Annotated in this window: 11 protein-coding genes; 6 read left to right on the top strand and 5 right to left on the bottom strand. The window is 43.1% G+C overall.

All coding sequences use genetic code 11. The features are described 5' to 3' along the window. Window positions 1-717 precede the first annotated feature (717 nt). Window positions 718-1,089: a hypothetical protein gene (locus RAH45_RS08305; RefSeq protein ID WP_223808581.1), complete on the top strand. Its 372-nt coding sequence runs from the start codon at window positions 718-720 to the stop codon at window positions 1,087-1,089. A gap of 41 nt (window positions 1,090-1,130) precedes the next feature. After that, window positions 1,131-1,925: a hypothetical protein gene (locus tag RAH45_RS08310; protein ID WP_306495148.1), complete on the top strand. Its 795-nt coding sequence runs from the start codon at window positions 1,131-1,133 to the stop codon at window positions 1,923-1,925. Window positions 1,926-2,037: 112 nt separating this feature from the next. On the opposite strand, the gene RAH45_RS08315 is transcribed toward RAH45_RS08310, so the two are convergent. From RAH45_RS08315 to glpK, 4 genes are all read right to left on the bottom strand, one after another. After that, entirely contained in the window at window positions 2,038-2,730 is a 693-nt protein-coding gene (locus RAH45_RS08315; RefSeq protein ID WP_238060396.1) for a TetR/AcrR family transcriptional regulator, read from the bottom strand. Window positions 2,731-2,943: 213 nt separating this feature from the next. After that, complete coding sequence (locus RAH45_RS08320) at window positions 2,944-3,972, bottom strand: endonuclease/exonuclease/phosphatase family protein (RefSeq protein ID WP_201591348.1); 1,029 nt, start codon at window positions 3,970-3,972, stop codon at window positions 2,944-2,946. Window positions 3,973-4,521: 549 nt separating this feature from the next. Then, window positions 4,522-4,992 (bottom strand): glycine zipper domain-containing protein, encoded by a 471-nt coding sequence (locus RAH45_RS08325; protein ID WP_225211729.1) that lies wholly within the window; start codon window positions 4,990-4,992, stop codon window positions 4,522-4,524. Between the two features lie 538 nt (window positions 4,993-5,530). Further along, entirely contained in the window at window positions 5,531-7,123 is a 1,593-nt protein-coding gene (gene glpK / locus RAH45_RS08330; RefSeq protein ID WP_306495149.1) for a glycerol kinase GlpK, read from the bottom strand. Window positions 7,124-7,447: 324 nt separating this feature from the next. Here glpK and RAH45_RS08335 point away from each other — a divergent pair, with 324 nt between their 5' ends. The 4 genes from RAH45_RS08335 to RAH45_RS08350 all read left to right on the top strand — a co-directional run bounded on the left by RAH45_RS08335 (window position 7,448) and on the right by RAH45_RS08350 (window position 13,162). Next, complete coding sequence (locus RAH45_RS08335) at window positions 7,448-9,193, top strand: TolC family protein (protein ID WP_306495150.1); 1,746 nt, start codon at window positions 7,448-7,450, stop codon at window positions 9,191-9,193. A 106-nt stretch (window positions 9,194-9,299) separates the two neighbouring features. After that, entirely contained in the window at window positions 9,300-10,577 is a 1,278-nt protein-coding gene (locus RAH45_RS08340) for an HlyD family secretion protein (RefSeq protein WP_306495152.1), read from the top strand. Between the two features lie 3 nt (window positions 10,578-10,580). Continuing rightward, a complete protein-coding gene (locus RAH45_RS08345) occupies window positions 10,581-11,930 on the top strand; it encodes an ABC transporter permease (RefSeq protein ID WP_068404835.1) in 1,350 nt (449 codons plus the stop codon). Between the two features lie 71 nt (window positions 11,931-12,001). After that, window positions 12,002-13,162, top strand: coding sequence for an ABC transporter permease (locus tag RAH45_RS08350; RefSeq protein WP_227678314.1), 1,161 nt, complete (start codon window positions 12,002-12,004; stop codon window positions 13,160-13,162). Between the two features lie 112 nt (window positions 13,163-13,274). On the opposite strand, the gene sthA is transcribed toward RAH45_RS08350, so the two are convergent. Further along, window positions 13,275-14,918 carry a Si-specific NAD(P)(+) transhydrogenase gene (gene sthA, locus RAH45_RS08355; protein ID WP_068404833.1) on the bottom strand — a complete coding sequence of 548 codons (1,644 nt, stop codon included), beginning with the start codon at window positions 14,916-14,918 and terminating at the stop codon, window positions 13,275-13,277. Window positions 14,919-14,952: the final 34 nt, after the last annotated feature.

The raw sequence follows: 14,952 nt of genomic DNA on the forward strand, positions 1-14,952 counted from the left end.
AGCAATCGATTGAATTGGTGTGTTACCTATAACGTCCTTTCTGCATATAAGCATGACATTATTATTCAGGGTTATAACAGAGACTTCTAAATAAATCGTATCACTGTAGAGTAGCATTAGGCGCGAGTAAACACCGTTGCAAAATTAAACGGTAGCCACTATGCAATTCTCACTATCAAATGATAATGACACTCTATTATAGGTACTTATTGTGGATTTGTTTATAGCTATGGAGAAATGCCAATATGACAAGTATTTTTGAAATAAATAGTGGATATTTTTTGCAATACTTCAGAATATTGTTTAGTCGTTTTATTTTACGGAGCCATTACTTAAATTTAGCATTTTGATGTGTTTGGTCATACTAAAACTGCCTTTCGTCCGTTTTTAGAGCTGCTATAAGAGAATTGGTAAAAAATATTTATAATCTAGTAGAGAGCTATAAAAACAAAAGCGTACATATTTATAACTGCACAGATTAGCAAATATTCACCACCCCTATAATTAAATAGCATCTTCCTTATAATTACCTCATAATCTCTAAATAATGAAGGTGATATCTCATTTAACATTGATACAGCCAGCAAGTAGATAGCGATATGAGAATTGAGGAAGAAATATACTATGAATTGCCTTAGATTTTTAAAGGTTATTTTGTCAACAGTTTTATTATTTATGCTTTCATTAACTCTGGGATATGCTAATAATGGAGTAAAAATGGAACTGACAACTAATAAAGTAGTGAGTGATAAGCAAGGCAAAGTAGTTTATATACCTGTCAGAACTGCTCCAGTAGGCACTATTATCCAGTATAAAGTCATTTATACTAATACTTTAGCCAAAGATATCAATGACTTAATTATTACTCTACCAATTCCTTCAAGTATGACATTTACTGGTGAAGCACATCCTGCTAGCGCTCAAGCTAGCACCGATGGAAAAAACTTTGCTGATATACCCTTAGTGCGTCAAGTAGCTGGAAAAATGACTAATACGCCGCTTTCTGAATATCGCTATATCCGTTGGAATATCAAACTTTTACCTGCAAGAAAATCTGCCAATGTATCTTTAAATACCACGGTAAATTAGTTTTCTCGAAATACTTATTACCTTACTATAAGGTTGTTCTTATGCCTCGCACTAGCATTCAAGCCACTGGCTATAAAAAACCTTTATATACTGTCTTATCAGCTGCGTTACTATTGTCAGCGGTTTCTTGTGTATCAACTACAAGTCTTACGCCAAAAGAGAATACATTAAAGACAGCAGATTACTGTCGCAGCAGCAACGATACTAAAACTCTAGCACCTTCTAAATCACAAAGCGTACAGCAGCGTGCTATGGATTGCATGCTGAACGAATTACAAACTTATCAACAAAAAAACATGAGCGCGCGGCAACAATACTTTGCTTACAAAGCCCAAGCTTGGCTAAACTATGCAAATCATAAAGACAGTATGAATAGTCGCTCAGACGTTGGTGTGGAAGCTGCCCAAACGGCAGAAAATATCTTGCAAGCGTTAAAAAATGATAAGGTTGAAGAGCTTGCACTTATTGAAGACATTCCGTCTACTTCTGCGCTCATGCGTCCTGATTTATGGGCAACATTAAGCGCTCTTAAAGATAGCGGCGGTATCAATAGTGCGCCACGCGAAATCGCCTTTAGCGAAGTCTCATTAATATGGGCAGCTACCGATCAGTGTGAGCGCGGCGCAAAATCATCGAACAGTCACTTTCGTATGGCAGACCGCTGGCTTGAGCAAGCGCGCGAGGCATTTGTAAATACTCATGATTCAAAAGCGAACGTCGCTTTAGAAGCGCTTATCGTGCGCTATTATGAAGAACACGCTCCTTTAGATTCAAGCGATAATACTTGCAATGGTCAGATATTACCGACAATCAATAAAAATCAAGCACCCTATTAAAAGACTAAACGATTAATAAACCCTCATAAAGACGCGTAAAAAAAAGCCGACTTGATGTCGGCTTTTTTATATTCGTCATTTGGCTCAAAACTCTTGTCTAACTCAATAAAAATTAACGGTTTTTACGCGGTAATTTTTCTGGCAAATAGCAACGCAGATAAGCGATAGACGCCGTATTGGCTTCTTGCAAATACTTATCAGTAATGCTTTGATGACGGCGATAAGAAACTGTAAAGATGGCATTAATAATGCTAAAGGTAATCAATAATACATCTTGAATATCTTCGAATTTTGGCATCTCATAACGCTCTGATAAGCGTTTATAGACCAATTGCACCACTTGATTGTCCATATGCTCACCATAACTATCCCCTTCAAAATCAGGCGTATTGGTGTCATAAATCAATTTAGCTTTGGTTTGATCCTCATCAAATATTTGTACACAGCGCTCAATCAACGCGGTCAAGTACGCTTGCCATCTGTCATAATCAACCGTTTCAACCGTTGTCAGCACTTCTAAAATATCGATGGCATTTAAAAAACGCAGTGCTAAAAATATCGCTTCGATATTAGGGAAGAAATGATAAGCAGAAGCTCTTGGAATACCCGCTTCTTCGCAGACAGCTGCCAAAGTGATGTCGTTAATTGCTTGAGTTTCACTCAATTTTTTCGCGCCCATCAATAGTTTTTGACGGCGTGCGCGACCTTGTTGACTGGTAAATTTGAATTTATTTGGCACTAGCTTTTTCGCCAGCTCAGAATCTACCAGTACATCTTCAATCTTGTCGTCTTTATTTTCAATCATCATAAATCTCTTAAGGTTAGGCCCTAACTTTATATAGTCTTCATCAGATAGTATTTGTCCTAAATCGAAGGACTATTTTCTATCAACCGGCAATTTGGGCCAATAGCACCGCTACTATACTAAAATGAAGCAGCATGATAAACGCTTGTAAACTATCAAGCAAGGGACATGAATAGGTTAAAAAATAACTCACTAATTACTAAGTAAACAGGGTTAATTGTGAAGTTTAATTTTCGCTCTTATAATACCATGATCGATGACTCTATCGGCATAATCCCACTTTAAATGATCATTAAAATAGTCAACTCGTTCAACCTGACCAAGCGAAAACTTACTATCAGGTAAAAACTCTTCTGAAACAAACAGCTGGTCAATTACTTCAGGCATACCTTGATAAATATGGGTATAAGCAACATCTTTCATCCAACCATAACGTGCTTGGATACGAGCGGCGTCAAATAACGCGACATCGCGCATACTTTTATCATAATTGACTTCGCCTGTCTCGCTCATCAGTTGGGTGGTCACGCTACCGGTGACATCGTTCATATCACCTAATAAAATCAGTGGCTCACGCGTATGATGCAGGCGCTGAATAATCGACATACGAATAGAAGCGGCCTCTGCGGCGCGCATACACAAACTACGCAGCTTGGCACGAACGCGAATATTTGGATCGTCCATATCCTCTAGCAACTGACCGTTTTCATCGCGTAGGAAAAAAGCCCGTTTGCTTTTTAAATGCGCGGTGACAATCGTAATCGGTTGTCCAAAGGCATTGACTCGTAATACAAGCGGCGGACGATTAAAGCGCTGATAAAGACCGATATCAGGAATATCAATGACCGCTTTTGGTTCTACCTGTTCTAACAAAGTGTTTTCTAACTGCTCAAAACGCGTAATAATTCCGACAGCTGGCGTATGTTGCGCGCCTTTGCCTTGGGTATAAGGACTGGCCTTATCATTACTTGCCAGCGGAATAACCACATGCTCAGGTTTGAATCCTAACCCTACTGCCAGTGCTTCAAGCGCCTGACTGTCCCATACTTCTTGTACGGCTATAATATCAGCATGGGCCTTTGCCAGTAAGTCGGTAATGCCGTGCAGCTTATGCTGGTATTCGTTATCGCTATAAGCCGGCGCGTTTTCATAATAAATTCGATTAGGGTTAGCAAAATTAAGTAAATTGGCCGTTGCTATATAAAATTGCTTAGGGCTATTGTCTTCAGCGTTATTAACCATGAATTACCTATTATTATTATTTTTATTTTTGGTGGTGTGTCAAAAAGTATGCTGATTAAAACTTGAACAATTTTTGAAGCCTTGAAAGCCCTATAGAATCAGAGAACTTAGCATAGATTTCTTATTGACTTCTATCGCCAGCATACTTTTTAGAACACCACCTTATTTTTAATAATTGTCTTTTTTACGAGTAACTGTTTTTGATGATTGTCTTTGTTTAATAATGGCTATTTTCTAAAATAACCTTTTACCACTCTATATTCATACATAATAATATACATTAAAAAAGCCTCCAAAGACATCTTTGGAAGCTTTAAAATAACATAAAACTGACTATATTTATGAGTTAGCAGAGCCAGTTCTACAATCAAACTAACTCTAGTAATGAAGGAGTAAGTTTTCTTATCCTTTGCTTACTTATATTAAATACCTCATTAGTTAAACTTAACTTATATGTTTAGCAAAAAGCAGTTCAACAAAACGTAACTTATCCTTCATTTTTTAAGGCTAACCTGACTTATAGCCAGTATCTATGAACTCATCGCTTTATTACGATACACGGTTCCATGCGTCACGTGAGGCACGGCGTGCTTCATTCCACTCTAGGCGCGACTCACCTTTCACTTCATGCCATGAGCGCTCTAAGTCTGATTCATGGTCTTCAAAACGAGCACCAGCTGGATAACGAGCACGATTTGCATAACCTACTGCATACGCTGGGTGTAAATCGCGGTCAAAGTCGTGACCTTCACGGTAATAATCGGCATTGGCATGTTCTGCGCGCCAGTAAGCTTCTTCACGAGTAGGATCAATCGCTTCTGCTGCTGCATGACCTACGCCGCCACCAACGATAGCACCAATAGCTCCGCCAATTAAAGTACCTAATGGACCTGCCATTGTACCAATTGCCGCGCCTGCTGCTGCCCCGCCAACACCACCAATACCAGTACCAATTGGATGTGAACCTGGCTCACCTGTAATTGGATCGGCGTTTAAATCTTCTCTGCTTTCCTTCGTCATATGCTTAACGGCAGTACGGTCAATAGCATCATGGTCATTGATGATATTGTCGTTTTCATGACCGACAACTCTATTGCCATTAATATCACGGTCAGTGCCTGCTAAACGGCGATCGTTATCATCGATAATACGTTCTCTGTCGCCCACTTCAACATAATCATCATTCACTACGCGGTTATTAGGGTCGGTAATACGTCCATCGTTATTCATAATATTATCCTTAAATTATTTGTTATATATTAGATTTATTGTTCACTCATTTATAAAGCGTTAAATTTAACAAACTAAGTAATATTAGAATTAACCAATAAAAATAATTGTTAAGAATTAACTTTTATAAATCAGCAGTGTTGCTTAATTCATCTAAAGTATAGGAACTTATGGATAACGACCGATACACAGATTATGTAAACTATGTCCAAGTTACGATTGCCTTGCGTTACAGCCTGTATCTTTATCACTATTTTGTAGGGCAGCAGAGGATTTTGAGTAATTTATAAGCGTCTATTCACTAAAACTTTAATTTTCATTGAAATATTTATAAGACTTTTAGCGCTCTATCAATCGCTTGTTGCCACTTATCAAGATGCTGTTCACGCCTATCCGCAGACATCTCAGGCTCAAAGATGCGGTCAATCTGCCACGAGGCTTGTATCGTAGTCTCATCGTATAAACCGGTTTTTAATCCGGCTAATAATGCTGCACCTTTAGCGGTAATCTCTGTGTCTTTAGGGCGTAGCACTGGTACGCCTAATAAGTCGGCTTGAAACTGCATGAGCAAGTCGTTATTCGCCGCACCGCCATCCACTCTTAATTCAGTCAAAGGATGCGGGCTGTCCTTTTGCATGGCAATCAGCACATCGTAAGTTTGATAGGCAATGGCCTCGAGAGCCGCGCGCGCAATATGGGCTTTGGTTGTGCCGCGGCTCATACCAGTAATACTGGCATTGATATCTGAGCGCCAATAAGGCGCCGCAAGCCCTGTAAATGCTGGGAGCAATACCACCTCCTCACTACTATCTACTTGCCGCGCTAGATGCTCAACCTCACTGCTTCGTTGAATCATGCCAAGATTGTCACGCAACCACTGCACGATAGCGCCCGCCATAAAAACACTGCCCTCTAAGGCATAAGTGACTTCTCTTTTGGGCGGCTGTAGCAAGCGTCTGCCAGACTGCACAATTTGATCAAAGGATAGATTGTCTGGGCGGGTTGGCGTTGATTTGCGTTGCCAAGCAATGGTCGTCAGTAACTTATGCTCGCTCAGTTTCGGCTCTTTACCAATATTCATCAGCATAAAACAGCCGGTGCCATAGGTATTTTTTGCCATGCCTGCATTGAGGCAACCTTGCCCAAACAGCGCCGCTTGCTGGTCGCCCAATACCGCTTGAATGGGGATTTGTTTAGCAAACAGTCCTTTTTTGGTTTTACCAAAATCGCCATCAGACGGTAGTATCTTGGGCAATATGTTCATCGGTATCCCAAAGCAGGTACATAGCTCCTCCGACCATGCCAGTTTATGAATATCATATAATAAGGTACGACAAGCATTGGTGACGTCAATGACATGCTCGCCGCCGGTTAATTTATAGATAAGCCAGCTGTCTATAGTGCCGACCGCGATTTCGCCTTTATTAGCGCGGACTCTTAATTTGGGATCGTTTTCTAACAGCCATGCAATTTTACTGGCGCTAAAATATGGATCCAAACGCAAGCCTGTGAGACGTTGAATCTCACTGGCCATATCATCATGGCTGTTATCCGTCTTAGCGCTCGGGCTTTTCGCAGCAAGCGTTTTACAATAGCTGGCAGTACGGCGGTCTTGCCAAATAATGGCGGGCGCTAGCGGTTTGCCCGTTTTCTTATCCCACATCACGATAGACTCGCGCTGATTGGTAATTGCTATACTGGTGATATCGGTGGCTAGCAACCCTGCTTGATTAATCACATCATAAGCACAGCTAATCTGCGTTTGCCAAATCTGCTGCGCATCTTGCTCAACAAAATTTGCCTGCGGGGTTTTCAAAGTCGTCGGCTGCTGGGCCATTTTAATCGGGCGGGCATGGTCGTCATACAATATTGCGCGGCTCGACGTCGTACCTTGATCTAGCGCTAAAATATATCCTGCCATTACTCGCATCCTATTTTATATAATGTTGTTTTTTATCGGCTAATTTTTATCAGGTTTTATCACTGATTTATAAACCAATTCATAAATAATGCTATTATCTGCCTTAGAGCTAGACACTTAACATAAAACTGATGCCCATTCAACGCAAAATAAGCAAATAGTGAGCATTGACCCGTCACCATTGTGCCACTACAGTGTACGCTTTGTTATGAATAACCAATTTTTGCTTTCTATTAATGGTCTATAATATTGCCCTATTTGACTACTTACTAGAAATTTTGCGCTTTAAACACTTTGCATTCTAATTAATGGCTTATGTGACTTATGAAATTTGCTTTATCGACTCTGTCTACTGCGGTGATGACGGTTACGCTCATGGGCTTAGCCGCGCCTCACTCTGCAAACGCCAATGATGATATTAACACGTCCCAAAATGAAGTAGCGCCCGTTGTCGTGACGCAAATTGTTGACGCGGATACACCAAGCAGCCTGCAAGGCAGTAGTGGTATTAAAAACAGTGTTCAAGAAAACGGCACTCAAATAACTCAAACTTATAAAAACCCTGCGCAAAACAGCATTATAAAAAATAAAGCCGCGCCGATAGAAACACAGCCAGTTAAAGCTGAGCCAAATGGTTATTTGACCACCCTTATCGATCCTATTACCCATAAAAGCATTGAAAATAGCTATCCTTTAGAAGTATCGAGTCTGCTTAGTCTTGAGCAAGCGCAAAATATTTTATTGCAAGTTTCACCGAAAATCGCCGCCAATCAAGCCGCGATTGCTGCCAGTGAATATGAAACCGATGCGTTAAAGACCATCGACCATCCGTTAGTATTTGCGCGCGCCTCCGCCACTGCTTATAACTTGGACGCCGATGTTGATTTATCGTCAATTAAAAACGGTATTATCAACGATGTGAATAGTAGTATTGATGTTATCGACCCGCCGATAGACATAGAAAATTTGCCAGACTTTGGGGAATTGGTCGGTGACCGTATCCCAGATACTTACGATTTGAAACGTTCGGGTTCAACGACGGGCGCAGGCCTTGGCGTGGTATGGCCCATTTATACCGCTGGACGTACAGCAGCATTAACAGGCGCTTCCACTGCTCGCACCCAAGAAGCCGTCGCCGATAGTATTTTGGATAAAAATGAGCTGTACAACACCTTAATTGAGCGTTATTTTAAGGCACAGTTGGCGATTATTGCCGCTTATTTACGTGACGATGCTTATGATACGGTGCAGCAAGTTGACCATATGGCGCAGCGGCTTTTTGAAGAAGGGTTTATCTCCCGTGTCGATCGCTTAGAAGCCCAGTCGGCGCTCGCCGATGCAAAAAGCGAATCGGTCAATGCTAATAATGATGCGCGTCTGGCAATGATGGCGCTGCAGCGGCTTTTACGTACCGATTATCGTATCAAACCCAGCACGCCTTTATTTGTCTCAAGCCGTCCTCTGCCTGATGTAAATTACTTTCAAGACTTAGCACTGAATAATCATCCAGGTTTGCAAAAAGTTGCCGCCAAACGAGCGCAAGCGCAGCAGTTACATGCGCTATCTGATACGGGTTACAAACCTACGGTCATGCTTTATGGCTATAGCCAAGTAGAAAAAGACCCCAGTTGGGTCGCTGGTATCTCAGCCAGCTGGAAGCTTTGGGGCGGGTTAGATAAAAAGGCGTCTTTAGCTTCTAGTAATGCCAAAATACGCCAAGCAGATTTGTCAGAGATAGAAGTCAGTGACAACCTGTTATTGCTCGTCGAAAAAAACTGGCATGATGTCAATAACGCCCAATCGCGCTATCAAGCCTTGCAAAGCAATGTAGATTTGGCAGCAGAGGTATTGCGCTTACGTCAACTTGGGCTACAAGAAGGCCTGAATACGCCCATCGATGTGGTACAAGCTCAGACACAATACCTCAAAGCGCGCACCGAACAAGCGCAAGCAGCAAATACTTATGTCCAGTCGCTTGCCGCCTTGATGCAAAGCTGCGGTACGCCGCTTGCTTTTAATGCTTACTTGAACGCCGCTGATATACGTCTACCAACCCTATATGACAAGTAGCTTATTTAGTAAACCGTATTCAACAATCATATGAATTGCTAAGATTAAATAACGCCAACACTATTCTGCTTATTATCGACTTTATCGCTTTAGGAATCTCACTGTCATGACTGAATCTAATAACGAATCAGGCGACTCACGCAAACTACCTGCTACAGACCAAGCTACTGAAACAAACCGCAGTCATCATGAGCAAACGCCCGTTGATGCTAATGCGATTAATGGTACTAAACCGACTGCAGCCGGCTTTGATAGTGCTGATAGCGTCGATAGCACTAATAGAATCGACAGCACTGATATTGACCAAGAACAAGCGGTGCCACCTTATAAACGCGAGCCTGCAAACGCGGATAAATCTGCCGGAATTAAAAAGGCGATTTTGGTACTCCTTGTGCTGCTTATATTAGGGGCAATTGCTTATGGTTTGTATAAAAGCAATCAACACAATGAGCCTGAAGTCATCACCTTACAAGGTCAAATGCAAATGCAGCAAACGTCTATTGCTGCAAAAGTACCGGGGCGTATTGCACAAATCATGGTCACAGAAGGTGATGCGGTAACGGTCGGTCAGCAGCTTATTGAAATGGACTCACCTGAGATTAACGCTAAAATCAATCAGGCGCGTGCTGGCAAGCAAATGGCGCAAAGCCAGCTTGATAAAGCAGAAAACGGCGCCCGCCCACAAGAAATTGCCCAAGCAAAAGCGGCTTGGCAAGCCAATAAAGCGGCGTCTGATTTGGCAGAAAATACTTATCAGCGCGTCAATCGTCTTTATGAAGAAGGTCTGATGGCACGGCAAAAGCGCGATGAAGCTTATGCGCAATATCTAGCGACTCAAGATAAGACAGAAGCGGCGCGCTTGCAATATGATTTGGCAAAAGAAGGCGCTCGCAGCGAAGACAAGTCTGCCGCGACAGCGCAGGTTGCCCAAGTCGATGCGCAACTAGAAGAAGCACTGGTCGCTAAAGAAGAAGCCAATCTAAAAAGTCCAATTGCCGGTATCGTGGATAATGTCATCGTCAACGCGGGCGAAGTCATTGGGCAAGGTGTGCCTATCCTAACTTTGGTTAATACCGACGATCAATGGGTAGTACTTAACGTCACTGAAACCCACTTAAACCAGTTTGCCATAGGGCAGCGTTTTATGGGTACGATTCCTGCTTTATCCTCGCCTGAAAAGCCTTATACCAAGCAGTTTACCGTTTATGCAACCTCAACCTTATCTGACTTTGCTACTTGGCGTCCGACCAACAACAACGATGGCTTTGATGTGCGCACCTTTGAAGTTAAAGCGCGACCATCAGCACCTGATAGACGTATCCGCTCGGGGATGAGCGTGGTTGTCAATATCAATCCAGCCCTTGCCAATCAGACCAAAGAGTAAACCATGCGCCTGACTGAGCAAAACGGGCAACGCGGCGGATTAATCGGCGCCTTTATACGTAGTGCTGGCTACGAGCGCCGGTTTTTAGCCAAAAATCCGTGGGATTTAAGCATGGTGGTCTGGATACCGCTTGCGACCGTGCTCTTGATTTGGTGGATTTTTTCACAAATACAAATCACCGATTTACCCATTGGCGTCGTGGATAACGATCGTGGTCCTGTTGCCAATACTGCGGTGCGTTATTTGGAAGCCAACCCAAACCTGACGGTCAGACAGCTTTATCACTCGCCAGCAGCAGTAGAAGCAGCGCTCCTGCAACGTGATATCTATGCGGTGGTTATTATTCCAGAGGATTTCTCGCGCAATATCTCATCGAGTAAACCGGCGCCGATTGTATTGCAAGTAAATGCCCAATACGGTACTCATTCTGGCATTATCCAAACCAGTGTCCAATCGGTGATTGGGACGCTATCGGCAGGCGTTGAGATACAGCGTTTGGTCAAAAAAGGCATGGCACCCTCGCAAGCAGCGATTGCTTACTCGCCCATTGGTATTCAACGCATCAGTTTGTTTAATGCAGCAACCGACTATCAACAGTTTTTAGCATCAACCGTTATCCCAGCACTGCTGCATATTTTAGCCATGGTCATTGGCGCGACGACCATTGGGCGTGAATTGCGCGATAAGAAAATCGGTATTTGGTATGACTTTATTAATGGTGGTCAGCCTGATTTAACCACTATTAAAGACAATGAGACTCAAGGTAGCCAAAATAAAGACCGTCAGACCACGGCCGTTTCAGTCTTAACTGAAGATAATCAAACATTCATTGAAGATCCTAAGCCAAGAAAAGCTAGTGTATCAGTTTTGCTCTTTGGTTTATTGGGTAAGTACTTTTGGCCCATGCTGGCTTATAGCTTATGGTCAGTTTTGGCGTTATGGCTCGCCGCGCCGCAGCAAGCGGTTGCTATCAGCTCCATTATTGCGACTTATATTGGCCTTGTATTGCTAATGATGTTGTCATTTTGGCTGGGTGCGATATTTACCTTAACCTCATTTTCGTTACGCATGGGTTTATCGTCAACCGGATTTATCTCAGCGCCTTCTTATGCCTTTGCTGGGGTAACATTTCCCTATATCGCCATCAGTAAAAACGCTCAGCATTGGTCGGATGCCTTACCACTGACCCATTACCTTAAGCTGCATATAGCGCAATTACAAATGCAAGCGCCGGTTGCCATCTCATTACCCATCGTCTATGGACTGACGCTTGCGACGATTGTTACTATGTTTTTAGCCGCCTTATTGAGCAAGCGCGCGCTCGCACATCCTGAACGCTGGGGGGCCCGCTAATGGTTATGACACCAAAAGAACCTTTATCTCAAGAAAACCTCATAGCAACAAAAAATCAGCCTTCTAGTGCTATGTTAGAGGCAAAAAGTCATTCGCCAGCGCAAAGCTTTTTCGGCAGTTTTTTGCAAACTATCCAAGACGTCTTTTCTGATAAAGGCGTGCTACTACTGCTCATGATTGCGCCGATTATTTATGGCTTCTTTTATCCTTGGCCGTATTCAACCGAAGTGGTCAACCATGTGCCCGTTGGTATTGTCGATCAAGACAATACCAATCTGTCTCAAACCATCGTTCGTTATGCCAGTGCTAGCCCGCAGCTCGATACCAAGCGTTTTTTAAATGAGCAAGACGCTCAAGAAGCGATATGGTCCGATGACATCGCTGGATATATGATTATCCCAAGCGGACTTGAGCAGCAAGTCTTATCTGGCAAAGCAGCGAGCGTCAGCGTATTAGGCAATGGGGGTTATTTTCTATTAAATAAAAACGTTCAAATGGGTTTTTTGCAGGCGGTTAGTACGGTTTCAGCGGGCGTTGAGATTAAAAAAAGCGTGGCGCAAGGGGCGTATTCTGCAACCGCAGCGGCAAATACCCAAGCGGTACCGTTAAGAATCATCCCTTTATATAATCAAACCGAAGGCTACGGCGCTTATGTGGTGCCAGCGGTCGCTATTCTTATTCTGCAACAAACCCTATTGATGTCGACAGCGATGTTAATTGGCACCTGGTATGAGCAGCGTCGTCATGCCGCCAGTATTCGCGGCTGGCTTGGCCGTATTGCAGCGCTCAGTATGTTCAGCTTTATCATCGGCTGCTTTTATTATGGCTGGACCTTTGAGCTGCACCATTATCCACGTGGTCAAAACATGCTTGGCAGCTTGTTATTTTTGTTGCTATTTTGCCCAACTGTCGCCACGCTTGGTTGTGTGTTTGGGCTCTGGTTCCGTCAGCGTGAGCGCAGTATGCAAATCTTGATTTTTAGCTCGCTACCGATGTTTTTTGTCAGCGGATATCCATGGCCTGCCAATCAATTACCAGAGTTTTTACAAATCATCCGCTGGGTCATACCGACGACGCCTGGTATTAATACCTCTGTTCAGCTTAATCAAATGGGCGCGAGTGTGGCGCAAGTCGCAACTGGCTTTTATGCATTGGCAGGATTGTGGGCATTTTACTTTTTATTACTGCTACTTTTCCGCTGGCGTACGAGCCAAAGCAAAACTGCTGTTTAGCATAAAAATATATGGATAGTATTGGCATTTATGCTATAAAAAATACCTCAAAAAAAAGCGCCTACTCAAGAAGCAGGCGCTTTTTTATTTATCTGACTTGATGATGTTTGGTTTAAAAAACGCGATTTAAACCATTGAGAGCGGCGACGCGATAGGCTTCTGCCATCGTTGGATAGTTAAAGGTTGTGTTCACAAAATACTCAAGGGTATTGTTGCATTTCATGACCGCCTGACCAATGTGAATAATCTCTGAGGCATGATTGCCATAGCAATGAATACCTAAAATCTCAAGCGTCTCACGGTGGAACAAAATCTTTAACACGCCCGAACGCTCACCAATGATTTGCGCCCGTGCCAGATGTTTAAAGAACGCCTGCCCGACTTCATAAGGGACTTTTTCATCGGTCAGCTCTTGCTCAGTTTTACCGATACAAGAAATCTCAGGGATGGTATAGATACCGGTTGGCACGCTTGATACTGGCTCGGCATCGCTATCGCCAACCATAAACGCCGCCGCACAGCGCCCTTGGTCGTAGGCCGCTGATGCCAATGAGGGCCAGCCAATGACGTCACCAGCAGCATAGATATTTTCGACGCCGGTACAATAGGTATCATCTACTTTTAACTGACCACGGCTATTGGCTTCCAGCCCAATAGCTTCTAAGTTTAAGCCTTCGGTGTTACCCGAACGCCCGTTTGACCAAAGAATGGCATCTGATTTGATACGCTTGCCACTTTTTAAATGCAAGACCACGTAATCATCGTGAGTTTCAAGGTGGTCAATTTCTTCATTGCTACGGATTAAGACGCCAAACTGTCTAAAGTCATGGGCGATGGCATCACTAATCTCACTGTCTAGATAATTGAGCAATTGATTTTGGTTATTAATTAAGTCAACTTTATAGCCAAGACCAGTAAAGATAGAGGCATACTCACAACCGATAACGCCTGCACCATAAATGATGATTTTTTTGACCACATAATCCATTTGCAAGATTTTATCAGAGTCAAACACGCGCGGATGGTCAAAGTCTAAAATATCAGGACGATAAGGACGACTACCAACGGTAATAATGGCTTTATTAAAGGTCACGGTTTCAAAGACGCCGTCGTCTTTTTCGACACTTAAAGTATGCGCATCAACAAAGCTTGCCCAACCATGAATCACATCAATACGGTTGCGCTCATAAAAACGGGTGTGGGTGCTTACTTGATTACGGATGACGCGGCGCGCATTAGCGAGCACGCGGTTTAGAGGTACTTGCTGATACTCCATCGCCTTGGTAAACATAGGATCGCGGCGAAAGTTAATCAAGTTAAAAACCGATTGACGCAAGGCTTTACTTGGAATCGTGCCCACATGAGTAGAGTTGCCGCCGACCTGTTCACGCGGATCAATCACCGCAACTTTTTTGCCGGCCTTGGTCAGCTTCATCGCCGCCGCTTCACCAGCAGGCCCTGCGCCTAGGACAACGGCGTCATATTCATACTTATGCTTATCGCCTTTGATGCGCTGCGAGTCTTTAGTAAAAGGAGTTTTAATATCGATGCGGATATCATCAAGCGGATTGACCAAATCAGGGTGATGCATGATATCTTCAGTGACTTGCTCATGGGTTTGCTCAATTTTTGCTTTTTTAGTTTTACCTTCAGTATGCTCAGGGTTCGGCGCGCGGCCGCTTTCTTTATTAGACACCTCGGTATGAATGTCTTTACCCGTGTCATTGGTCGCGTCGCTTATCGGTTTGCTTCCCATCGTATCCTCTTTTATTAATTTATAAATCTGTGTA

It is taken from the genome of Psychrobacter sp. van23A, from assembly GCF_030845275.1.
Classification (GTDB): domain Bacteria; phylum Pseudomonadota; class Gammaproteobacteria; order Pseudomonadales; family Moraxellaceae; genus Psychrobacter; species Psychrobacter faecalis.